Source organism: Pseudomonas sp. TE3786, assembly GCF_054057335.1.
Genome location: NZ_JBSRZF010000028.1, coordinates 30326 through 54254, shown reverse-complemented (window position 1 = coordinate 54254; position 23929 = coordinate 30326). Strand labels below are relative to the sequence as shown.

Sequence of the window (23929 nt, the reverse complement as noted above, 5' to 3'; positions counted from 1 at the left end):
CATTCCGGGGCGGACCGGGGCCATGGTGCCGCTGGGGTCTAGGGCGCCGCCGTTCAAACCCCCCCCCCTCACCGTAGGTGCGGCTTCAGCCGCGATGCTTTTCGAGATCAACGGCATCGCGGCTGAAGCCGCTCCTACGCAATTGATGCGGTATTGCGGTGGCCGTATCGCCATCATTCCCGGCAGTTACAGTCATTGCCCCACGCTCCCGGCTTGCGGACAATCGCCCGAGTTTTGTTTCTGGAAGTTCCGCGTATGTCGCAACCGGTGTTTTTCGCCCACGCCAACGGCTTTCCTTCGGCCACCTACGGCAAATTGTTCGCCGCCTTGGCACCGGACTATGGGGTGCTGCATCTGCCGCAGCATGGCCATGACCCGCGGTTCCCGGTGGATGACAACTGGGGCAACCTGGTGAATGAGCTGGTTCACCATCTGCGCGAATTGCCGGAGCCGGTGTGGGGCGTCGGCCATTCCCTGGGCGGGGTGCTGCATTACCACGCGGCGCTGCGTCACCCAGAGTTGTACCGGGGTGTGGTGATGTTGGATTCCCCCGTGCTGACCCTGGCCGACCGTATCGTGATCCGCGCCGCCAAGCGTTTTGGTTTTATCGACCGCATCACCCCTGCCGGCCGCACCCTTGGCCGCCGCGAAGCGTTCAGCGACTTCGCCGAAGCACGCGACTATTTTTCGGCTAAATCGCTGTTCCGCCGTTTTGATCCCGAATGTCTGGACGCCTATGTGCAGCACGGCCTGCAAGCCGACGGCGAGGGCCTGCGGTTGCTGTTCGACCCGGCCACCGAAATCAGCATTTACCGCAGCGTGCCCCATAGCAACCCGGGCCGCCCGCAGCAGTTGCAGGTGCCGCTGGCTATGGTGCGTGGTCGCCACAGTAGAGTGGTATTGCCCCATCACACCCGCTCGATCCGCCGCCTGCCGCACTGCGAATACCTGACCCTGCCAGGCGGTCACATGTTTCCCCTGGAGCGTCCGCAGGCGACTGCCGAGCTGCTGAAAACCCTGTTCGATCGTTGGCAAGCCCGTCTGGAGTCCGCATGAACTATTCCTTTGAAGAAGTGCGCTTGAGCCTGCCGCACATCGAGTTGTCGGCCCACGTGTTCGGCCCGGAGGACGGCAAGCCAGTGATTGCCTTGCATGGCTGGCTGGACAACGCCATGAGCTTTGCGCGCCTTGCACCCAAGCTCGATGGCTTGCGCATCATCGCCCTGGACTTCGCCGGCCATGGCCACTCCGACCATCGCCCGGCGGGTGCGCATTACCAGCTGTGGGATTACGCCTATGACGTGCTGCTGGTGGCCGAACAGTTTGGCTGGCAGCGCTTCTCGCTGCTCGGACACTCCATGGGTGCCATCGTCTCGGTGCTGTTGGCCGCGGCCATGCCTGAACGGATCGAGCGCCTGGCTTTAATCGATGGCTTGATCCCGTTTACTGGCGAAGCCGACGGTGCCCCGGCCAAACTCGGTTCGGCATTGCGCGAGCAGCTGGCCTTGGCGGGCAAACGCAAGCCGGTGTACGAGAAGGTGGAGCAGGCGGTCAAGGCGCGCATGAAGGGCGTCGGTGGCGTCAGTTTCGAGGCCGCGCAACTGCTCGCGCAGCGGGGCCTGATGCCGGTGCCGGGTGGCTTCACCTGGCGCACTGATAGCCGCCTGACCCTGCCATCGCCGCTGCGTTTCACCCAGGCCCATACCGAAGTGTTTGTGCGTAGCGTGGCCTGTCCGGCCTGCCTGGTGGTCGCCGAGGGCGGCATGCTGCACGCGCAGCCGGCGGTAGTCGGTTCGCTGCAGGGCACGCCGATTCAGGTGGAACGTCTGGCCGGTGGGCATCATCTGCACCTGGACGATGAGGCCGGTGCGCAAGCGGTAGCAGCCTGTTTCAATCGGTTTTTCGCCGCGCCTTGACTTGCCTCGGCCAACTGCGCAGGCTCGGCTGCTTCCGCCCGGCTGAGACGAGGTTTCGCCATGATCGAGCTCTATACCGCCGCCACGCCCAACGGCCACAAGGCCTCCATCACCCTCGAAGAGCTGCAGCTGACCTACCAGGTGCATAGCCTGAGCTTCGACAAGAAAGAACAGAAAAGCCCGGCGTTCCTCGCCATCAACCCCAATGGCCGTATCCCGGCCATTGTCGATCGCGGCAACGATGACTTCGCCGTATTCGAGTCGGGTGCCATCCTGATCTACCTCGCCGAGAAAACCGGGCAGTTGCTGCCAACGGACGTCAAAGGGCGCTCCACGGTTATGCAGTGGCTGATGTTCCAGATGGGGGGGGTAGGCCCGATGCAGGGCCAGGCCAATGTGTTCTTCCGCTATTTTCCGGAAAAACTGCAAGGCGCCATCGACCGCTACCAACACGAAACCCGGCGCCTCTATGAGGTGCTGGATGGTCAGCTGGGCCGCCATGAATACCTGGCGGGCGATTACAGCATTGCCGATATCGCCACCTATCCTTGGGTAAAGCTCCACGACTGGGCTGGCGTTTCCGTAGAGGGGCTGGAACACCTGCAGCGCTGGTTGGCGCTGGTGGGCGAACGGCCGGCGGTGCAGCGTGGTCTGAATGTGCCGGCCGCCAATCTGGGTGCACCGGACAAGGTGGTGAAGTCCGCCCAGAGCATGCTGATTCAATGAGAGAAACGATGCGAGTGTTTAGCCGTTTGGCCCCTTTGCTGGTGAGCGTTCTGGCTTGTCTGGCTGTGGTGCCTGTGTCTGCCGACGATCTGCCCGGCAGCCAGGATCTGGAAATTCTGCCGCGTTTTCCCCGCGCCGAGATTGTCGATTTTCGCGATGTCGCCGCCCAGGAGCGTATTTATCCCCTCGGTTCGATCCGCCGCATCAGCGGCACCCTGCGCTATGAACGGCAGATCGACAGCCAGGGCCGTATGCGTTCGGTAACCTATGAGCTGCCGCCGGAACACAGCTCCGGCCAAGCCTTCAACGCCGCCCGTGATGCCTTGCAAGAGCAGGGTGCCGAATTGCTCTACTGGTGTGAAAGCCGTGAGTGCGGCTCCAGCAGCCTGTGGGCCAACTCGGTGTTCGGCAATGCCAAGCTGTTGGGCGCCGATGACCAGCAAGCCTACCTGTTGCTGCGCCTGGCCGAGCCACGGCAGAACAGCCTGGTGGCGCTGTACAGCATCACCCGTGGCAATCGCCGCGCTTACCTGCATGTGGAGCAATTGGACAACCAGGCGGAGCTCGGCGAATTGCTTCCCGGCCCGGCTACGCTGCTGCGCCAACTGCGCAACACTGGCGAGCTGAATTTTGCCGGCCTGGATGGCGAACCGGTGGCCGCCTGGGCCGAGCTGCTGGGGCGGACCCTCAATCAGGACAGCACTTTGCGCGTCAGTCTGGCCGGCAAATATGCCCAGGCCTGGCGCGATGCCCTGGTGGCAGAGCGGGTGCGCGCGGCGCGCCTGGAAATCGATCAAGCGCCAACCGACGGCCTATCCTTTAAGCTGCTGCGCTAGTCGCCCCTGACCTCATCGGAGAATTCGATGCTCAATAACGACCGCATGCTGGTCCAGATCCTCCTGCTGGCGCTGCTGGGCGCTGCGCTCTGGGTGTTGGCGCCGTTCTTCTCGGCGTTGTTCTGGGCCGCCGTGCTGGCCTTCGCCAGTTGGCCGCTGATGCCTTTTCTCAATCGCTGCCTGGGCGGGCGCACCTCGTTGGCGGCGGGCATTCTGACCCTGTGCTGGATGGTGCTGGTGGCAGTGCCGCTGGTGTGGCTGGGCTTCAACCTCGCCGATCATGTGCGCGATGCCGTCAACCTGATCAAAGACCTGCAAGTGCAAGGCCTGCCAGCGCCACCGGAGTGGCTGGGGCGCGTCCCCTTGGTGGGCGAGCGCCTGGTGGGCTGGTGGATGTCCATCGACCAGCAGGGCGCGGCGATCTTTGCCAGCGTCAAACCTTACCTGGGTGAAGTCGGCAACTGGCTGCTGGCCCGCAGCGCCAAGATTGGCGGCGGCATACTGGAGCTGACCCTGAGCCTGGTGCTGGTGTTCTTTTTCTACCGCGACGGTCCGGCCCTGGCTGACCTGGTGCGCAAAGGCCTGCACCGCCTGATCGGTGCCCGCGCGGATCATTACCTGCACCTGGTGGCAGGCACGGTGCAACGGGTGGTCAACGGTGTGATCGGCACAGCGGCGGCGCAAGCCATGCTGGCGCTGTTCGGTTTCTGGATCGCTGGTGTACCTGGGGCCTTGCTGCTCGGGATTCTGACGTTCGTATTCAGCCTGATCCCCATGGGGCCGCCGCTGGTATGGATTCCCGCCACCGCCTGGCTGGCCTGGAAAGGTGAATATGGCTACGCCATCTTCCTCGGTATCTGGGGCACCTTTGTCGTCAGCGGCGTGGACAACGTGCTCAAGCCTTACCTGATCAGCCGAGGCGGTAACCTGCCGCTGGTGGTGGTACTACTTGGGGTGTTCGGTGGACTGCTGGCCTTCGGCTTTATGGGGCTGTTCCTCGGCCCGACACTGCTGGCGGTTGCCTACAGTCTGCTCGGCGATTGGGTGAGAACCGATCCGACGTTGCCGCCGGTAAAAATAATCGAAGAGAGATAGGCAACACAGCGGCGCCGATAGCCAGCTGCTACCATCGCGCCGTCTTTCGCTGTACTGCGTTTGCTATGCAAAGGCTCAGGGCCGGGAAGGCACATTCACTTAAACATGGACATTGGTTGAGTCAACACATGAAAAAAACAGGAATAGCAGTAGGCGTATTGGTCGCTGTAGGCCTCCTCAGCACCGCCGGTGCCTGGTACACCGGCACGCAGTTGCCTGCTGTACTGGAAGGCTCCATCGCCGAAGCCAACCAGAAGGGCGCAGACGCGCTGCTGGGCACCGGTATCACCAGCAAGCTCGAACTGCTGTCGCTGGACAGCCATCTGTTCACCAGTACCGCTCACTACCGTCTGACTCTGGATATGCCTGCCTCCGAAGGCGAAGCGCGTCATCTGGAAGTGCTGCTGGTGGACAATATCCAGCACGGCCCGTTGCCCGCAGCGCGCCTGAAGAAGCTCAACCTGTGGCCGGTACTGGCCACCAGCAACTTCGCTCTGGAACCCAATCAACTGACCCAGAAGTGGTTCGATGCCGCCAAGGGCGCCTCGCCGCTGACCGGCGAAGTCAGCCTCGGCTATGACCACTCCACCTCCGGCACGCTGTCGCTGACGCCGTTGGACTTCGCTCCTGCAGAAGGCCAGAACGTCAAGTTCTCCGGCCTCAATCTGGACCTCACCGCCAGCGCCCACGCCGAAAAAGTTACCCTGACCGGCGGCATGGACAGCCTGGTGCTCAATGGCACCGACAGCGATGGCAAGGCGATCACCTTCGCCTTGCGTGGCCTGACCCTAGACAGCGACCAGAAGCTGGGCAGCGGTGATTTCTACCTGGGCGACAGCAGCGTCAAGCTGGCCAGCGCCGAGCTCACCCTGGCTGACAAGCCGCCGGTAGTGCTGAAGAACATCGCCCAGACCGGCACCTTCGAAGAAGCCGCCGGCAAGCTGGCCGGCCATGTGTCTTACGACATCGGGCAGATCAGCTTTGCCGGTAAGGACATCGCTGGCGTGCAGATGCTCTGGCGCATGAAAGACTTCGACGCCGCAGCCATGCAATCGCTGGTGGAGCTGTACAAAGACAAACTGGCATCGTTGCAACACGCTCAGGCGCTTGGCCAGGAAGCACCAGATATGGCCTTCAGCGCGGCCGAGGAAGAAAAGCTCAAGGCGGATATCGGTCAGTTACTGGCCGGCAAGCCCCATATCGCCCTGGAGAAGTTCAGCGTCAAGACCGCCCATGGCGAAGCCGCGGTGAGTCTGGCGGTGGACTTCAACAAGCCGGAATCCTTCGAGTTGCCACCGTCTGAACTGGCCAAGCAACTGATTGGCCAGCTGGATGCCAAGGTGTCGGTGGACAAGGCGGTGATCGGTGACGGTGTGCGCGTTCAGGCCGCCCTCACTGGCGAAACCGATGAAAAGGCCGTCGACGAGCAGGCCAATATGTTCACCGAAATGGGCAGCGGCATGGCCCTGGCGACCGAGATGGTGGCGCTCAAAGGCGACAAGCTGGAAACCAGCCTGCACTACGCCAACAACGAAGTGGTGTTCAACGACCAGAAAATGTCGGTGGAAGAGTTCGTCATGCAAGTGATGTCCAAGGCTGGCGGCCTGGGCGGTGGTGCGGATGACGAGCAGGCGGCAGGCGACCCGCCGGATGAGCAGTCGCCAGACGCCGATACCCTCGACGAAGAAGCCCCGGAAGAAATGCCGCAAGAAGCAACCGAGGAGCAGTAAGCGGTCCTGGGATAAAACGTAGGTTGGGCTGCGCGTCGCTAAGCCCAACATGGCGCAGCACCGAGTCTGCCTCGTTGGGTTTCGCCTGCGGCTCACAGAGCGCCGAGCGACCCAATCTACGAAGCAAAAAAGGCCAGTCAATTGACTGGCCTTTTTTTGTCGTCGGCATTTGTAGCTGGCGCTTAACCCGCCATGGTCAGGCGGTTACGGCCATCGCGTTTGGCCACGTACAGGGCGTTGTCGGCGCGGCGCAGCAGGCTGTCCACCGACTCACCCGGCAGCAGGCAGGCGCAGCCCAGGCTGATCGAAACGTCGATGTGCTGGCCTTGGGCGGTGCACTGCAGTTGCTGCACGGCAAAGCGCAGGCGCTCGCCGACCATGGCCGCCCCTTCGCGGCTGGTGTTGGAGAGCAGCACCAGAAACTCTTCGCCGCCAAAGCGAAAAATCATGTCGATATTGCGCAGCTGAGCCTTGAGGGTGGCGGCCATGGCGCGCAGCACTTCGTCGCCAGTGTTGTGGCCGTGGGTGTCGTTGATGCTCTTGAAATGATCGACATCGAGCATCAGCGCCGACAGCGGTTGCAGGTTACGTCGAGCCAGATCGACTTCGCGCTGCAAGGCCTGGTCCATAGCGATGCGGTTGCCGGTGTCGGTCAGTGGGTCACGCAGCGCGCATTGTACGGCCTTGCGGTAGAGCAGGGCGTTGCGCAGCGGGAAGAGCATGCAGGCCAGCAGGGATTCCAGCTGGGACAGCTCTTCTTCGGAAAAACGTTGGTTGCGACGGAAAATCAGCTCGCCCAGGTATTCGCTGTCGTGGTTCAAGCGGTAGCCGGCCGAGTGAGTGGCGCGGGTGCCCAATTCCAGCCGCAGATCGCTGGACGGCTGCTGGTAGGCCAGAGCATGCAGCGGTACCAGACGCTGAACTTCGCGGAAGAAGATGTCGAGGATGCGCTCGACTTCCAGGCTGGTCTGCAATTGCAGGTTCAGCTTCTGCCGCAGTTGCGCCAGGGAAACAGGGCGCAGCGACTGCGTGCGGTTGCTGGCGAAACCCAGGCGCTGCAGCTTGGCGGCGTCAAAGTCGATGGTGTTGGATTTGCTTGGCGGGACCATACCGGGGAACCTCAGGCGCGAAATGCGGCGGCAAGCTCCCTTTTGCGAATAGTGTGCCAGTTCTCATAATTTGCTTTTAAGCTAATAAAATCAGCAGCTTATCGGTGTTGATGCGATGTGAGCGGCAAGCTTTTGCCGCTGTTTTGCCGGTTGTTTGGCGAGTAATGGCAATTTGCCGAAGGGCGGAAGAGGGGAATCGCCAATTTCTTGTCAGGGATTTCCTACGTTATTTAGGTAAGCCACCGTCGTCCCAGCGCAGGCTGGGACCCAGAATTGCACGGCGAGCGCATTTCCTTGGGAAGCCCGCATCGGCGGACCGCTGGATCCCAGCCTGCGCTGGGATGACGGTGGATTTGGGGTGACGGTTGCTTATTGCGCGTCGAACGCCTGGCCATTCACGCCTTGGCTATCCGGCCCCATCAGGTACAGGTACACCGGCATGATCTCGGCGGGCAGCGGATTGTTCATCGGGTTTTCGCCCGGGTAGGCGTGGGCGCGCATATCAGTACGGGTGGCACCGGGGTTGATGCTGTTGGCGCGCACATTGGTGATATCGGCCACTTCATCGGCCAGGGTCTGCATCAGGCCCTCGGTGGCGAATTTCGACACGCCATAGGCACCCCAGTAGGCGCGGCCTTTGCGGCCGACGCTGCTGGAGGTGAAGATTACCGAAGCATCCGGCGACAGCTTGAGCAGCGGCAGCAGAGTGGCGGTGAGCATAAACATGGCGTTGACGTTGACTTGCATGACACGCATGAAGTTGTCGCCAGACAGCTGTTCCAGCGGCGTGCGCGGGCCGATGATCGAGGCGTTGTGCAGCACGCCGTCGATATGGCCGAACTCGTTTTCGATCATCACCGCCAGCTCGTCGTACTGGTGCGCCAGGGCGGTTTCCAGATTGAACGGAATCACTACCGGCTGTGGGTGGCCGGCTGCTTCGATTTCGTCGTAAACGGCGCTCAGGTTGCTTTCGGTCTTGCCCAGCAACAGTACGGTGGCACCATGGGCGGCGTAGGTTTTCGCGGCGGCAGCGCCAATCCCGCGGCCAGCGCCGGTAACCAGAATGGTACGGCCCTTGAGCAGGTCGGGGCGGGCGGAGTAATCGAACATCGCAAGTCTCTCTTTTAAATAGCCAGACCGGCGCTCAGGGGCGCGCGGCCGGGAAACAGAACGGTCAGCAGCTGCACAGGGCGCGGTCGAGCACGGCGCGCAGTTCTTCGGGGTGATCGACCACCACGTCGGCACCCCAGTGGCTGGGGTTATCGTCGGGGTGGATATAACCGTAAGTCACGGCGGCAGTCTTGGTGCCGGCAGCGCGACCGGATTCGATATCACGCAGGTCGTCACCGACATACAGCACGCTGGCCGGGTCCAGGCCCAGGCGTGAGCAGGCCAGCAGCAGCGGCTCGGGATCGGGCTTGCTGTGGGTGACATGGTCCGGGCAGATGAGGATCGCCGAACGCTCGGCCAGGCCCAGCTGCTCCATGATCGGTGCTGCGTAGCGCACCGGCTTGTTGGTTACCACGCCCCAGATCAGCTTGGCCGCTTCGATATCGGCGAGCAGCTCGGGAATGCCGTCGAACGGCTTGGTCAGCACTGCGCAGTGGTCTTGGTAACGGGCGAGAAATTCCAGACGCAGGGCCTCGAACTGTTCGGACATCGGGTCGACATCGAATGCGCGCAGGACCATAGCGCGGGCACCACCGGAAACATGGTCGCGGATATCCTTGTCAGCCATCGGCGGTAACCCGTGGGCAGCACGCATGGCCTGGGCAATGGCGATAAAGTCTGGCGCGCTGTCGAGCAGGGTGCCATCCATATCGAAAAGAACGGCTCGCAAGCGCATCAGGCTTCCTTCAGGGTCTGGATCATGTAATTGACGTCTACGTCGTTGGCCAGCTTGTAATGCTTGGTCAGCGGGTTGTAGGTGAGGCCAATGATGTCTTTGACTTCCAGGCCGGCCGCACGGCTCCAGGCCCCCAGTTCCGAGGGACGGATAAATTTCTTGAAGTCATGGGTGCCACGCGGCAGCAGCCGCATCAGGTATTCGGCACCGACAATGGCGAACAGATAGGCCTTGGGGTTGCGGTTGATGGTGGAGAAGAACACCTGGCCGCCGGGTTTGACCATGGCGTAGCAGGCGCGAATCACCGAGGCCGGGTCCGGCACATGCTCAAGCATCTCCAGGCAGGTGACTACATCGAACTGCTCGGGCATTTCCTCGGCCAGGGCCTCGGCGGTGCATTGGCGGTATTCCACCTGCACGCCGGACTCCAGCTGGTGCAGCTGGGCTACGGCCAGCGGCGCTTCGCCCATGTCGATACCGGTGACGGTGGCACCACGCTGGGCCATGGCTTCGCTGAGAATGCCGCCGCCGCAACCGACGTCGAGGACCTTCTTGCCGGCCAGGCTGACGCGCTCGTCAATCCAGTTGACCCGCAGCGGGTTGATATCGTGCAGCGGCTTGAACTCGCTCTCGCGGTCCCACCAGCGGTGGGCGAGGGCGGAGAATTTGGCGATTTCGGCGTGGTCGACGTTGCTCATGCGGTTTTCCTCGAATCGAATTCTGTGCTGCCAGGCTCAGAGGCGGCTGGTGGCGATTTTCTGGCCCCAGGCGACGGCGCTGGCGTGCAGTTTTTCTTCGTCCATGCGGGTCAGGCGGCGGTTGTCGAGCAACTGCTTACCGCCGACCCAGACATGTTTGACGCTGTTGCGGTTACTCGCATAAATCAGTTGTGACACCGGATCGTACACCGGTTGTTGCGCCAGCTCGGTGAGGTCAAATGCCACGATATCCGCGGCTTTGCCGAGCTCCAGTGAGCCAATTTCATTTTCCAGGCCCAGGGCGCGGGCACCATTCAGCGTGGCCATGCGCAAGGCGCGGTGCACATCCAGCGCAGTGGCCGAACCGGCTACGGCCTTGGCCAACATCGCGGCGGTGCGGGTTTCGCCGAGCAGATCGAGGTCGTTGTTGCTGGCCGCGCCGTCGGTGCCGATGGCCACATTGACGCCGGCCTGCCACAAGCGCTCCACCGGACAGAAACCGCTGGCCAGCTTGAGGTTGGACTCCGGGCAGTGGATGACGCTGGCGTTGCTTTCTACCAGCAGCTGCACATCTTCATCGTTGATTTGCGTCATGTGCACGGCCTGGAAGCGCGGCCCCAGCAGGTCCAGCCGTGCGAGGCGAGCCATCGGCCGTTCGCCATGCAGGTCGAGGCTTTGCTGCACTTCGAAGGCCGTTTCATGCACATGCATCTGAATGCCGGCATCCAGCTCTTCGGCGAGCATGCGGATGGTTTCCAGCTTGTCGTCGCTGACGGTGTAGGGCGCATGGGGACCGAACGCCACCTTGATGCGCGGATGCAGGCGCAGGTCGTCGAACAGGCTCAGGCCCTTACGCAACGCTTCATCGGCGTCGCGGGCACCGGGGATGGGGAAATCCAGCACCGGAACGGTGATCTGCGCACGAATACCGCTGGTGTGTACCAGCTCGCTGGATACCTCGGGGAAAAAGTACATATCCGAGAAGCAGGTGATGCCGCCTTGCAGCTGTTCGGCGATCGCCAGCTCGGTGCCATCGTGAATAAAGGCCTCATTCACCCATTTGGCTTCGGCGGGCCAGATATGGTCTTGCAGCCAGGTCATCAGCGCCTTGTCGTCGGCCATGCCGCGAAACAGGCTCATCGCCGCGTGGCCGTGGGCATTGACCAGACCGGGGGTCAGCAGCATGCCGGGCAGCTCGCGCACTTCGCTGGCGGGATGGCGCAAAGCCACGTCACGCGGGGCGATCAGGGCGATACGACCATCACGAATACCCAGACCATGGTTGAGCAACACCACGCCGGCGGGCTCGACAGGCACCAGCCAGGTCGGCAGGAGCAGCAGGTCGAGCGGGGCGGCAGTGTTGGGCATGGCGGCATCCATTGGTTTATAACGATAGGGCTTACATCAATGTAGTGCGTCGACTACACCAGGCAGGGATGGGTAGCCTGGACAGCTTTTGGCGCTGGCGAAGTATACCCGAGCGCCCAAGTCAGGGGCTCGCTATAATCCGCAGCTTTTCGCTTCTGAGTACGAGGATGGTCATGCGCGAGCAATTGTTGGCGGCAGAGAAGGTCAAGGCCATCGATTGGCGGGATGACGCGCTGTACCTGCTGGATCAGCGTGCGCTGCCTTTCGAGGAAACCTGGGTGCGCTACGACTCCGCGGCAGCTGTGGCCCAGGCGATCAAGGACATGGTGGTGCGCGGTGCCCCGGCCATTGGCATTGCCGCGGCTTACGGTCTGGCCCTGGGTGTGCGCGCCCGGCTGGCCGAGGGAGATGACTGGCAGATGGCCCTGGAAGAGGACTTTGAAGTCCTGAATAACTCGCGGCCGACCGCCGTCAATCTGTTCTGGGCGCTGAACCGCATGCGTGAGCGCCTGTATCGCCTGAAAGACAGCGACGATGCCCTGGCCATCATGAATGCCGAAGCCGTGGCCATTCATGAAAGCGACCGTGAAGCCAATCTGACCATGGCGCAACTGGGGGTCGACCTGATTCGTCGCCACCAGGGCAATCTGCAAACCCTGCTCACTCACTGCAATACGGGTGCCCTGGCCACCGGCGGCTTTGGTACGGCGCTGGGGGTTATTCGCGCGGCGTATCTGGATGGTCTGGTCGAGCGCGTGTATGCCGACGAAACCCGCCCGTGGCTGCAAGGTTCGCGACTGACCGCCTGGGAGCTGCTGAACGAGGGTATCCCGGTAAGCCTGAACGCCGACTCGGCAGCGGCGCACCTGATGAAAACCAAAGGCATCACCTGGGTGATAGTCGGCGCTGACCGGATCACCGCCAATGGCGACGTGGCCAACAAGATCGGTACCTATCAATTGGCGGTGAACGCCATGCACCACGGCGTGCGTTTTATGGTGGTGGCACCGAGTTCGACCATCGATATGAACCTGGAAAGCGGTGACGACATTCCCATCGAAGAGCGCGCCGGCAGCGAGTTGCTGGAGCTCGGCGGCAAGCGGGTGGCGGCGGACGTCGAAGCGGTGAATCCGGTGTTCGATGTGACTCCGGCCGATCTGATCGATTTCATCGTGACCGAGAAGGGTGTGGTCGAGCGTCCGGACAAGGCCAAAATGGCTCAATTGATGTGTCGCAAGCGCCTGCACTAACTCCTTCATTTATTAGCTGTTCCGCGCGTTTCGGTGATGTCATTTATATGGCGCTGCCTGACGCGCGGCGTGCTCTGCGGGGATAGGTTCGGGGCATCGGGTGTGGTACTCTCCGTCAGTTTTCAAGGGGGCCTGTCATGGCCGCCGCAATTGCGCAGATCCATGCCATAACTCGTTGATTTGTCATGAGTCGTTGCTGGCCCCAAGGCCGCGACGGCGAGCTTCGCTCCATTCAGGATGAATGGGCGGAGTTTCACCAGAAAAAGGAACCAGGCTTCTCATGGGCGAACTGGCCAAAGAAATCCTCCCGGTCAATATCGAAGACGAGCTGAAACAGTCCTACCTCGACTACGCAATGAGCGTAATCGTCGGGCGCGCCTTGCCGGATGCACGTGACGGCCTCAAACCCGTGCACCGCCGCGTGCTGTACGCGATGAGCGAACTGGGTAACGACTGGAACAAGGCTTACAAGAAATCCGCCCGTGTGGTCGGTGACGTAATCGGTAAGTACCACCCCCACGGTGATACTGCGGTGTACGACACCATCGTCCGTATGGCGCAGCCATTCTCCCTGCGTTACCTGCTGGTGGACGGTCAGGGCAACTTCGGTTCGGTGGACGGCGACAACGCCGCTGCCATGCGATACACCGAAGTGCGCATGACCAAGCTGGCCCACGAGCTGCTGGCCGACCTCGACAAAGAAACCGTCGACTGGGTGCCCAACTACGACGGCACCGAAATCATCCCGGCAGTCATGCCGACCAAGATCCCCAACCTGCTGGTCAACGGTTCCAGCGGTATTGCCGTGGGCATGGCGACCAACATTCCGCCGCATAACCTCACCGAGGTTATCGACGGCTGCCTGGCGCTGATCGATAACCCCGAGCTGTCGATTGACGACCTGATGCACTACATCCCAGGTCCCGACTTCCCGACTGCGGCGATCATCAACGGTCGTGCCGGCATCATCGAGGCCTACCGCACCGGCCGTGGCCGTATCCAGATTCGCGCCCGCGCCATGTTCGAAGACATCGACAAGGTCGGTGGCCGCCAGCAGATCGTCATCACCGAGCTGCCGTATCAGCTCAACAAAGCCCGCGTGATCGAGAAGATCGCCGAGCTGGTGAAAGAGAAGAAGCTCGAAGGCATCACCGAGCTGCGCGACGAGTCCGACAAGGACGGTATGCGCATCGTGATCGAACTGCGCCGCGGTGAAGTGCCAGAGGTGATCCTCAACAACCTCTACGCCCAGACCCAGCTGCAGAGCGTGTTCGGTATCAACGTGGTGGCGCTGATCGACGGCCAGCCGAAGATCCTCAACCTCAAGGATCTGCTCGAGGCGTTTATTCTTCACCGTCGTGAAGTGGTCACCCGTCGTACCGTGTACCTGCTGCGCAAGGCCCGTGAGCGTGGCCATATCCTTGAAGGTCAGGCGGTTGCCCTGTCCAACATCGACCCGGTCATCGCCGTGATCAAGGCCTCGCCAAGCTCCGCTGAAGCGAAAGAAGCCCTGGTATCCCGCGCCTGGGAATCCAGCGCCGTCCAAGGCATGGTTGAAGCCGCTGGTGCCGATTCCTGCCGCCCGCAGGACCTCGACCCGCAATATGGTCTGCGCGATGGCATGTACTATCTTTCGCCTGAGCAAGCTCAGGCCATCCTGGACCTGCGCCTGCACCGCCTGACCGGCCTCGAGCACGAAAAACTGCTGGCCGAGTACAAGGAAATTCTCGAGCAGATCGGCGAGCTGATCCGCATCCTCACCAGCGCCACGCGCCTGATGGAAGTGATCCGCGAAGAGCTCGAAGGCGTGAAAGCCGAGTTCGGTGACAAGCGTCGTACCGAGATTCTCGATACCCGTCTGGACCTGACCCTGGGTGACCTGATCACCGAAGAAGAGCGTGTAGTAACCATCTCCCACGGCGGTTATGCCAAAACCCAACCGCTGTCGGCCTACCAGGCCCAGCGTCGTGGCGGTAAAGGCAAGTCGGCTACCGGCGTGAAAGATGAGGACTACATCGAGCACCTGCTGGTCGCCAACAGCCACGCCACCCTGCTGCTGTTCTCCAGCAAGGGCAAGGTGTACTGGCTGAAGACCTACGAAATTCCGGAAGCGTCCCGCGCTGCCCGTGGTCGTCCGTTGGTGAACTTGTTGCCATTGGATGAAGGTGAATACATCACCACCATGCTGCAGATCGATCTCGAAGCCCTGCAGAAAACTGCCGGTGCCGACGAGGATCTGGACGACGCCGAAGACGTGATCGAAGGTGAAGTGGTCGAAGCCGAAGAAGCGGTGGAAGTCGAAGAAGTCGAAGGCGAGACCGCTGAATGGGTGGCTGAGCCGACTGGCGAGTACATCTTTATGGCCACCGCCATGGGTACCGTGAAAAAGACCCCGCTGTCGCAATTTGCTCGTCCGCGTACCAGCGGCCTGATCGCCCTCAAGCTGAAGGAAGGCGACACCCTGATCGCTGCCGCCATCACTGACGGTGCCAAGGAAGTCATGCTGTTCAATGACTCCGGCAAGGTGATCCGTTTTGCCGAAAGCTCCATCCGTGTCATGGGCCGTGGTGCCCGTGGTATCCGCGGTATGCGTCTGGGCAAAGGGCAGACCCTGATCTCCATGCTGATCCCCGAGTCCGGTGCGCAGATCCTTACCGCCTCCGAGCGCGGCTTCGGCAAGCGCACTGCTCTGAGCAAGTTCCCACGTCGCGGTCGCGGTGGTCAGGGCGTGATCGGTATGGTCACCAAAGAGCGTAACGGCAAGCTGATCGGTGCCATCCAAGTGCAGGACGGCGAAGAGATCATGCTGATCTCCGACCAGGGCACCTTGGTGCGTACCCGCGTTGACGAAGTGTCCAGCTCGGGCCGTAACACCCAGGGCGTGACCCTGATCAAGCTGGCCGCCGACGAAACACTGGTGGGCCTGGAGCGCGTGCAAGAGCCTTCGGAAGTGGAAGGTCAGGTACTGCTCGGCGAAGACGGCGAGGTGCTGGAAGGCGCTGAGCTGGAAGCGGCTGATCTGGAAGACGGCAATGATGCGGTCGTCGATGACGCCGTAGCGGATGACGCCGAGGCACCAAGCGAAGAGTAAGCGGGCAGGGCGCGTCCGCCTCGGGTGGCGCGCCCCTTACCTGCACGAATGACAGCATGCATCGTCGCATCGCCGGCGGTGTGGGTGAACTGAGAGAGACTGACGTGAGCAAGCGAGCCTTTAACTTCTGCGCAGGCCCAGCCGCGCTTCCCGAAGCTGTACTGCAACGTGCCCAGGCTGAGCTCCTGGACTGGAATGGCAAAGGCCTTTCGGTCATGGAAATGAGCCATCGCAGCGATGACTATGTGGCCATCGCCGAGAAGGCCGAGCAGGACCTGCGCGATTTGCTCGCTATTCCGTCGAATTACAAAGTGCTGTTTCTGCAAGGTGGCGCGAGCCAGCAATTTGCCGAAATCGCCCTGAACCTGCTGCCCGAAGACGGCACCGCCGACTATATCGACACCGGCATCTGGTCGAAGAAAAGCATCGAAGAGGCGCGTCGCTACGGCAACGTCAATGTCGCGGCCAGCGCCAAGCCGTATGACTATTTCGCCATTCCGGGGCAGAACGAGTGGAAGCTGAGCAAAGACGCGGCCTATGTGCACTACGCCAGCAACGAAACCATCGGTGGCCTGCAGTTTGACTGGATTCCGGAAACCGGTGATGTGCCCTTGGTGGTCGACATGTCCTCGGACATTCTGTCGCGCGAGCTGGATGTGTCGAAGTTCGGCCTGATCTACGCCGGCGCGCAGAAAAACATCGGCCCGTCCGGCCTGGTGGTGGTGATCGTCCGGGAAGACCTGCTGGGTCGTGCCCGCTCCAGCACGCCGACCATGCTCAACTACAAGATCGCGGCTGATAACGGCTCGATGTACAACACCCCGGCGACCTTCTCCTGGTACCTGTCCGGTCTGGTCTTCGAGTGGCTGAAAGAGCAGGGCGGTGTGGCGGCCATGGAACAGCGCAACCGCGCCAAGAAAGAGCTGTTGTACGGCGCTATCGACGCCAGCGGCCTGTACAGCAATCCGATTGCCATCAACGCTCGCTCGTGGATGAACGTGCCTTTCCGTCTGGCCGATGAGCGTCTGGACAAGCCGTTTCTGGCCGGTGCCGATGCCCGTGGCCTGCTCAACCTCAAGGGTCACCGTTCGGTGGGCGGCATGCGCGCTTCTATTTATAACGCTGTCGGTCTGGATGGTGTGCAGGCGCTCGTGGCCTACATGGCGGAGTTCGAGAAGGAGCACGCTTGATGAGCGAGCACGAGTTAAAAGCCCTGCGGGTGCGGATCGACAGCCTCGACAAGAAGATCCTCGATCTGATCAGCGAACGCGCCAGCTGCGCCCAGGAAGTGGCGCGGGTAAAAATGGCCGCGCTGCCCGCAGGCGAGAAGCCGGTGTTCTACCGCCCCGAGCGTGAAGCCTGGGTGCTCAAGCACATCATGGAGCTGAACAAAGGCCCGCTGCCCAACGAGGAAGTGGCGCGTCTGTTCCGCGAAATAATGTCGTCCTGCCTGGCGCTGGAGCAGCCGCTGAAAGTGGCCTATCTGGGCCCGGAAGGTACCTTCACCCAAGCGGCGGCCATGAAGCATTTCGGCCATGCGGTGATTACCGTGCCGATGGCGGCCATCGACGAAGTGTTCCGCGAAGTGGCCGCCGGCGCGGTGAATTTCGGCGTGGTGCCGGTGGAGAACTCCACCGAAGGCGCGGTGAACAACACCCTCGACAGCTTCTTCGAGCACGACATGGTGATCTGTGGCGAAGTCGAGCTGCGCATCCACCACCACTTGCTGGTGGGCGATGTCACCAAGACTGACCGCATTACCCGAATCTACTCCCACGCCCAGTCCCTGGCCCAGTGCCGCAAGTGGCTGGATGCCCATTACCCGAATGTCGAGCGCGTGGCGGTTTCCAGCAATGCCGATGCCGCCAAGCGGGTGAAGAGTGAGTGGAACTCGGCGGCGATTGCCGGCGATATGGCGGCCAGCCTGTACGGCTTGAGCAAGCTGGCCGAGAAGATTGAAGACCGTCCGGACAACTCGACGCGCTTTTTGATCATCGGTAACCAGGAAGTGCCACCGACTGGCGACGACAAGACCTCGATCATCGCCTCGATGCGCAACCAGCCGGGCGCGCTGCACGAGCTGTTGGTGCCGTTCCATGCCAATGGCATCGACCTCACCCGCATCGAAACCCGCCCCTCGCGCAGCGGCAAATGGACCTATGTGTTCTTTATCGATTTCGCCGGCCATCACCGTGATCCGCTGATCCGTGACGTGCTGGAGAAGATCAATCAGGAAGCGGTCGCACTGAAAGTATTGGGCTCCTACCCCAAGGCAGTGCTGTGACCCCTTTGATTCTCTGAGGAGAACCCATGAGCAGTGATTTCCTCGCCCTGGCGCAGCCCGGCGTGCAAAAGCTTTCGCCCTACGTCCCCGGCAAACCGGTGGATGAACTGGCCCGTGAGCTGAATCTGGACCCGGCCAGCATCGTCAAGCTGGCCAGCAACGAAAATCCTCTGGGCCCCAGCCCGAAAGCCCTGGAAGCCATTCGCCAGGCAGCTGCCGAGCTGACCCGCTACCCCGATGGCAACGGCTTCGAGCTGAAAGCTGCGCTGGCAGCACGCTGCCGCGTGCAGGCCAACCAAGTGACGCTGGGCAATGGCTCAAACGACATTCTTGAGCTGGTGGCTCGTGCTTACCTGGCTCCTGGCCTGAATGCGGTATTCAGCGAGCACGCCTTCGCCGTTTACCCGATCGCCACCCAGGCGGTCGGCGCGCAGGCCAAGGTGGTTCCCGCCAAAGAGTGGGGGCATGACCTCGACGCCATGCTGGCGGCCATCGATGCCAATACCCGCGTGGTATTTATCGCCAACCCCAATAACCCCACCGGTACCTGGTTCGGCGCTGATGCCTTGGCGCGTTTCCTGGCCAATGTGCCGGAATCCGTGCTGGTGGTGCTGGACGAGGCTTATATCGAGTACGCCACGGGTGGTGAATTGCCAGACGGCCTCGACTATCTGGCGGATCATCCGAATCTGCTGGTTTCGCGCACCTTCTCCAAGGCCTACGGCCTGGCGGCGCTGCGCGTCGGTTATGGCCTGTCGTCGCCGGCGATTGCCGATGTGCTCAATCGCGTGCGCCAGCCATTCAACGTCAACAGCCTGGCCCAGGCCGCTGCCTGTGCGGCGCTGGCTGACGGCGAATATATGAACCAGAGCCGTGCCCTCAACGATGCCGGCATGCAGCAGCTGGAATCGGGTTTCCGCGAGCTGGGCCTGAGCTGGATCGCCTCCAAAGGCAACTTTATTGCCGTGGATGTGGGCCGTGAAGGTTTGCCGGTGTATCAGGGGCTACTGCGCGAAGGCGTGATCGTGCGCCCGGTGGCCAACTACGGGATGCCCAGCTTCTTGCGCGTGACCATCGGCACTCGGGCGGAAAACACCCGCTTCCTGACGGCCCTGACCAAGGTTCTGGCCTGTGGCTGATGTCATGGCGGCGCAACAGCGCACCCCTATGATCGAGCGCCTGGTGGTAATCGGCTTGGGCCTGATCGGTGGCTCCTTTGCCAAAGGCCTGCGCGAAAGTGGCCTGTGTCGCGAAGTGGTCGGCGTCGATCTGGATCCGGAATCCCGTCGTCTGGCGGTAGAGCTTGGGGTAGTCGATCGCTGCGAAGCGGAATTGGCTGCCGCCTGTCAGGGTGCCAGTGTGATTCAGCTGGCGGTTCCTATTCTGGCCATGGAAAAGCTGCTGCGCGAACTGGCCAAGCTCGATCTCGGCGACGCCGTGCTTACCGATGTGGGCAGCGCCAAAGGCAATGTGGTGCGTGCCGCGCGCCTGGCCTTTGATGGCTTGCCGGCGCGCTTTGTGCCGGGCCACCCGATTGCCGGTTCGGAGCAGAGCGGGGTAGAGGCTTCCAATTCGGAGCTGTTTCGCCGTCACAAGGTGATTCTGACGCCGCTGGAACAGACCGATGCTGCCGCGCTGTCGCTGGTCGACACCTTGTGGCGGGCGCTGGGCGCGGATGTCGAGCATATGGCCGTGGAGCATCATGACCAGGTGCTGGCAGCCACCAGCCACTTGCCGCATCTGCTGGCGTTTGGTCTGGTGGACTCGTTGGCCAAGCGCAGCGAGAACCTGGAGATTTTCCGTTACGCCGCCGGCGGTTTCCGTGATTTCACGCGGATTGCTGGCAGCGACCCAGTGATGTGGCATGACATCTTCCTCGCCAACCGCGAGGCGGTGCTGCGCACCCTGGACACATTTCGCAGCGATCTCGACGCCCTGCGCGACGCGGTCGATGCCGGGGATGGGCATCAGCTTCTGGGCGTTTTTACCCGCGCCCGGGTGGCCCGTGAGCATTTCAGCAAAATTCTGGCCCGTCGGGCCTATGTGGACGCTATGAATACCAACGATCTGATTTTCCTGGCCAACCCAGGTGGCCGTTTGTCCGGGCGTATTCGTGTGCCGGGCGATAAATCCATTTCCCACCGTTCGATCATGCTCGGCTCGCTGGCTGAAGGCACCACCGAGGTGGAAGGCTTCCTCGAAGGCGAAGACGCCCTGGCGACCCTGCAGGCATTCCGCGATATGGGCGTGGTGATCGAAGGTCCGCACCACGGTCGGGTGACCATTCATGGCGTCGGCCTGCACGGCCTGAAAGCGCCACCTGGCCCGATCTACCTGGGTAACTCGGGTACCTCGATGCGCCTGCTGTCGGGCCTGCTGGCCGCGCAGCCGTTCGACGTCACCCTGACTGGCGATGCCTCGCTGTCCAAGCGCCCGATGAATCGCGTGGCCAAGCCGCTGCGGGAAATGGGTGCGCTGATCGATACCGCCGCTGAAGGTCGTCCGCCGATGACCATTCACGGCGGCCGTCGCCTGGCTGGCATGACGTACGAAATGCCGATGGCCAGCGCTCAGGTGAAGTCCTGCCTGTTGCTGGCGGGCCTGTATGCCGCTGGTTCTACCACCGTGATCGAACCGGCACCGACCCGCGACCATACCGAGCGCATGCTGCGTGGCTTCGGCTATCCGGTGACCGTCGAGGGTAACAAGGCTACCGTTGAGTCCGGCCATAAGCTGACCGCTACCCATATCGAAGTGCCAGCGGATATCTCGTCTGCAGCCTTCTTCCTGGTGGCCGGTTCGATTGCCGAAGATTCCGAGCTGGTACTGGAACACGTCGGTATCAACCCGACCCGTACCGGCGTTATCGACATCTTGCGTCTGATGGGTGCCGATATCACGCTGGAGAATCAGCGTGAAGTGGGCGGTGAACCGGTGGCTGATCTGCGCGTGCGTTCGGCCAAGCTGAAGGGCATCGATATCCCGGAAGACCTGGTGCCGCTGGCTATCGACGAATTCCCGGTATTGTTCGTTGCCGCTTCCGTCGCCGAAGGTCGTACCGTGCTGCGTGGTGCCGAAGAGCTGCGGGTTAAAGAGTCGGACCGTATTCAGGTGATGGCTGACGGCCTGCTGGCATTGGGCGCGAAAGTCGAGCCGACGCCGGACGGCATCATCATCGACGGCGGCACCCTGGGTGGTGGCGAAGTGCATAGCCATGGCGACCATCGCATCGCCATGTCCTTCAGCGTCGCTTCGCTGCGTGCCAGCGCGCCGATCCGCATCCACGACTGCGCCAACGTTGCCACCTCGTTCCCGAACTTCCTCGGCCTGGCCGCGCAAGTGGGTATCCGTGTTGCAGAAGAGGGCAAGTCATGAGCATGCAGGCGCCAGTCATCGCTATCGACGGTCCAAGCGGTTCCGGTAAAGGCACCATCGCCAGCCTTCTGGCCAAGAAGCTGGGCTGGAGTTTGCTGGATTCGGGCGCGTTGTATCGTCTGCTGGCATTTGCCGCGCGCAACCATGGCGTCGACCTGACCAACGAAGAAGCACTGAAGTTGTTGGCCGCTCATCTGGATGTTCAGTTTCTCGCTGCTGCCAATGGCCAGCCACAACGCATCATTCTGGAAGGCGAGGAAGTGACCGACGCCATCCGTAACGAGCAGATTGGTGCAGGTGCCTCGCAGGTCGCCGCACTAGGCGCCGTGCGGGATGCGCTGCTGCAACGGCAGCGCGCATTCCAGGAAATGCCGGGGCTGGTGGCCGATGGTCGCGACATGGGCACCGTGGTGTTTCCCGATGCGCCGCTTAAGATTTTCCTGACCGCCAGTGCGGAAGAGCGTGCTCGACGCCGGTACTTGCAGTTGAAGGCCAAGGGCGACGATGTTAATCTTGCGAGTCTGCTAGACGAGATTCGTTTGCGCGATGAGCGCGACACCCAGCGTACGGTGGCACCGCTCAAACCAGCGGCTGACGCCATTCAGCTGGATTCCACCGAACTCTCCATCGAGCAGGTGTTGGAACGCATTCTGAGCGAAGTCGCCAACCGCGATCTCGCCGGATGATCAAGCAGGCCTGTAGGGAACCCAGTCTTTATCCCGCAGCCGGCTTTTAAACTAACGAAACCCACGTTGTCTGGAATGTGGATGCTGGGCGGGTTTATCCGTCCTAGATCAATCAGGAATTAACATGAGCGAAAGCTTTGCAGAACTTTTTGAAGAAAGCCTAAAAACCCTCGACATGCAGCCGGGCGCCATCATCACCGGTATCGTTGTTGATATCGACGGTGACTGGGTTACTGTCCACGCCGGTCTGAAGTCCGAAGGCGTCATCCCGCTCGAGCAGTTCTACAACGACGCTGGCGAGCTGACCATCAAGGTCGGTGACGAAGTACACGTTGCGCTGGACGCGGTTGAAGATGGCTTTGGTGAAACCAAGCTGTCCCGCGAAAAAGCCAAACGTGCAGAGTGCTGGATCGTTCTGGAAGCGGCTTTCGCAGCTGAAGAAGTGGTTAAGGGCGTTATCAACGGTAAGGTTAAAGGCGGCTTCACTGTCGACGTTAACGGCATCCGTGCGTTCCTGCCAGGTTCTTTGGTTGACGTTCGCCCAGTGCGCGACACCACGCACCTCGAAGGCAAAGAGCTGGAATTCAAAGTCATCAAGCTCGACCAGAAGCGCAACAACGTTGTCGTTTCCCGTCGCAGCGTCCTCGAAGCCGAGAACTCCGCCGAGCGTGAAGCTCTGCTGGAATCCCTGCAAGAAGGCCAGCAAGTCAAAGGTATCGTCAAAAACCTCACCGACTACGGCGCATTCGTCGATCTGGGTGGCGTGGACGGCCTGCTGCACATCACCGACATGGCTTGGAAGCGCATCAAGCATCCATCGGAAATCGTCAACGTTGGCGATGAGATCGATGTAAAAGTGCTGAAGTACGATCGCGAGCGCAATCGTGTTTCCCTGGGCCTGAAGCAACTGGGTGAAGATCCATGGGTTGCTATCAAAGCTCGTTACCCAGAAAGCACCCGCGTAACTGCCCGTGTTACCAATCTGACCGACTACGGCTGCTTCGCTGAGCTGGAAGAAGGCGTTGAAGGTCTGGTGCACGTTTCCGAAATGGACTGGACCAACAAGAACATCCACCCGTCGAAAGTCGTACAAGTTGGCGACGAAGTGGAAGTTATGGTTCTGGACATCGACGAAGAGCGTCGTCGTATCTCCCTCGGCATCAAGCAGTGCAAAACTAACCCGTGGGAAGATTTCTCGGGTCAGTTCAACAAGGGCGACAAGATCTCCGGCACCATCAAGTCGATCACCGATTTCGGTATCTTCATTGGTCTGGATGGCGGCATCGACGGCCTGGTTCACCTGTCCGACATCTCTTGGAACGAAGTAGGCGAAGAAGCTGTACGCCGCTTCAAGAAAGGCGACGAGCTGGACACCGTGATCCTGTCGGTTGACCCAGAGCGCGAGCGCATTTCCCTGGGTATCAAGCAACTGGAAAGCGATCCGTTCTCCGAATACGTTGCTACCAACGACAAAGGCGCGATCGTTCGCGGCACCGTCAAAGAAGTAGACGCCAAGGGCGCTGTAATCACCCTGGCCGAAGGCATCGAAGCTGTACTGAAAGCCTCCGAAATCAGCCGCGACCGCGTTGAAGACGCCCGCAACGTGCTGAAAGAAGGCGAAGAAGTAGAAGCCAAGATCATCAGCGTTGACCGTAAGAGCCGCGTAATCAGCTTGTCGGTCAAGTCGAAAGACGTTGAAGACGAAAAAGAAGCCATCAAAGAAATGCGCAAGCAGGAAGTTGAAACTGCTGGTCCGACCACCATTGGTGATCTGATTCGCGCACAAATGGAAAACCAGAACTAAGTTCTGAGTCCCATTAAGAAAAAGGGCGACTTCGGTCGCCCTTTTTTGTTTTGGAATTCAAGGATCTGCAACACTCCAGGGGCTGGTCAAAGCCCGCTGGTCATGCTAAAACCTT

The 23929-nt window shown here is 61.2% G+C and carries 19 protein-coding genes; 14 read left to right on the top strand and 5 right to left on the bottom strand.

Annotated elements, in window-relative coordinates:
- Window positions 1-255: 255 nt before the first annotated feature.
- The 6 genes from ACVW0Y_RS22450 to ACVW0Y_RS22425 all read left to right on the top strand — a co-directional run bounded on the left by ACVW0Y_RS22450 (window position 256) and on the right by ACVW0Y_RS22425 (window position 6303).
- Complete coding sequence (locus ACVW0Y_RS22450) at window positions 256-1056, top strand: alpha/beta fold hydrolase (RefSeq protein WP_457441382.1); 801 nt, start codon at window positions 256-258, stop codon at window positions 1054-1056.
- Entirely contained in the window at window positions 1053-1916 is an 864-nt protein-coding gene (locus ACVW0Y_RS22445; protein WP_457441380.1) for an alpha/beta fold hydrolase, read from the top strand. The genes ACVW0Y_RS22450 and ACVW0Y_RS22445 overlap by 4 nt, the downstream gene beginning before the upstream one ends.
- A 60-nt stretch (window positions 1917-1976) precedes the next feature.
- Window positions 1977-2642, top strand: a complete 666-nt coding sequence (locus ACVW0Y_RS22440) for a glutathione S-transferase family protein (protein ID WP_457441378.1) — start codon at window positions 1977-1979, stop codon at window positions 2640-2642.
- A complete protein-coding gene (locus ACVW0Y_RS22435) occupies window positions 2639-3478 on the top strand; it encodes a DUF4892 domain-containing protein (protein ID WP_457441376.1) in 840 nt (279 codons plus the stop codon). Before ACVW0Y_RS22440 ends, ACVW0Y_RS22435 begins: the two co-directional genes overlap by 4 nt.
- Window positions 3479-3505: 27 nt before the next feature.
- On the top strand, window positions 3506-4573 hold the full coding sequence (locus ACVW0Y_RS22430; RefSeq protein ID WP_457441374.1) for an AI-2E family transporter: 1068 nt from the start codon (window positions 3506-3508) through the stop codon (window positions 4571-4573).
- A 128-nt stretch (window positions 4574-4701) separates the two neighbouring features.
- Window positions 4702-6303 (top strand): YdgA family protein, encoded by a 1602-nt coding sequence (locus tag ACVW0Y_RS22425; RefSeq protein WP_457441372.1) that lies wholly within the window; start codon window positions 4702-4704, stop codon window positions 6301-6303.
- 182 nt (window positions 6304-6485) lie between these two features.
- Here the strand turns inward: ACVW0Y_RS22425 and ACVW0Y_RS22420 are convergent, their stop codons facing one another.
- From ACVW0Y_RS22420 to ACVW0Y_RS22400, 5 genes are all read right to left on the bottom strand, one after another.
- Entirely contained in the window at window positions 6486-7412 is a 927-nt protein-coding gene (locus tag ACVW0Y_RS22420) for a GGDEF domain-containing protein (RefSeq protein ID WP_457441370.1), read from the bottom strand.
- Window positions 7413-7781: 369 nt separating this feature from the next.
- Window positions 7782-8522 carry a YciK family oxidoreductase gene (locus ACVW0Y_RS22415; protein WP_457441368.1) on the bottom strand — a complete coding sequence of 247 codons (741 nt, stop codon included), beginning with the start codon at window positions 8520-8522 and terminating at the stop codon, window positions 7782-7784.
- Window positions 8523-8586: 64 nt separating this feature from the next.
- Window positions 8587-9258 (bottom strand): N-acetylmuramic acid 6-phosphate phosphatase MupP, encoded by a 672-nt coding sequence (gene mupP, locus ACVW0Y_RS22410; RefSeq protein WP_457441367.1) that lies wholly within the window; start codon window positions 9256-9258, stop codon window positions 8587-8589.
- Window positions 9258-9956: a bifunctional 2-polyprenyl-6-hydroxyphenol methylase/3-demethylubiquinol 3-O-methyltransferase UbiG gene (gene ubiG / locus ACVW0Y_RS22405; protein ID WP_457441365.1), complete on the bottom strand. Its 699-nt coding sequence runs from the start codon at window positions 9954-9956 to the stop codon at window positions 9258-9260. Before ubiG ends, mupP begins: the two co-directional genes overlap by 1 nt.
- Window positions 9957-9992: 36 nt before the next feature.
- Window positions 9993-11324, bottom strand: coding sequence for a TRZ/ATZ family hydrolase (locus ACVW0Y_RS22400; RefSeq protein WP_457441363.1), 1332 nt, complete (start codon window positions 11322-11324; stop codon window positions 9993-9995).
- A 173-nt stretch (window positions 11325-11497) separates the two neighbouring features.
- On the opposite strand from ACVW0Y_RS22400, the gene mtnA reads away from it, so the two are divergent.
- From mtnA to rpsA, 8 genes are all read left to right on the top strand, one after another.
- Complete coding sequence (mtnA, locus tag ACVW0Y_RS22395) at window positions 11498-12574, top strand: S-methyl-5-thioribose-1-phosphate isomerase (protein ID WP_457441362.1); 1077 nt, start codon at window positions 11498-11500, stop codon at window positions 12572-12574.
- A gap of 280 nt (window positions 12575-12854) precedes the next feature.
- Complete coding sequence (gyrA, locus tag ACVW0Y_RS22390; protein ID WP_457441360.1) at window positions 12855-15665, top strand: DNA gyrase subunit A; 2811 nt, start codon at window positions 12855-12857, stop codon at window positions 15663-15665.
- 104 nt (window positions 15666-15769) lie between these two features.
- On the top strand, window positions 15770-16855 hold the full coding sequence (gene serC / locus ACVW0Y_RS22385; RefSeq protein WP_457441388.1) for a 3-phosphoserine/phosphohydroxythreonine transaminase: 1086 nt from the start codon (window positions 15770-15772) through the stop codon (window positions 16853-16855).
- Complete coding sequence (pheA, locus tag ACVW0Y_RS22380) at window positions 16855-17949, top strand: prephenate dehydratase (RefSeq protein ID WP_457441358.1); 1095 nt, start codon at window positions 16855-16857, stop codon at window positions 17947-17949. The genes serC and pheA overlap by 1 nt, the downstream gene beginning before the upstream one ends.
- A 26-nt stretch (window positions 17950-17975) precedes the next feature.
- Window positions 17976-19088, top strand: a complete 1113-nt coding sequence (gene hisC, locus ACVW0Y_RS22375) for a histidinol-phosphate transaminase (protein WP_457441356.1) — start codon at window positions 17976-17978, stop codon at window positions 19086-19088.
- A gap of 28 nt (window positions 19089-19116) precedes the next feature.
- Entirely contained in the window at window positions 19117-21324 is a 2208-nt protein-coding gene (locus tag ACVW0Y_RS22370; protein ID WP_457441386.1) for a bifunctional prephenate dehydrogenase/3-phosphoshikimate 1-carboxyvinyltransferase, read from the top strand.
- Entirely contained in the window at window positions 21321-22010 is a 690-nt protein-coding gene (gene cmk / locus ACVW0Y_RS22365) for a (d)CMP kinase (protein WP_457441354.1), read from the top strand. Before ACVW0Y_RS22370 ends, cmk begins: the two co-directional genes overlap by 4 nt.
- A 124-nt stretch (window positions 22011-22134) precedes the next feature.
- Window positions 22135-23814, top strand: a complete 1680-nt coding sequence (gene rpsA / locus ACVW0Y_RS22360) for a 30S ribosomal protein S1 (protein ID WP_108098129.1) — start codon at window positions 22135-22137, stop codon at window positions 23812-23814.
- Window positions 23815-23929: the final 115 nt, after the last annotated feature.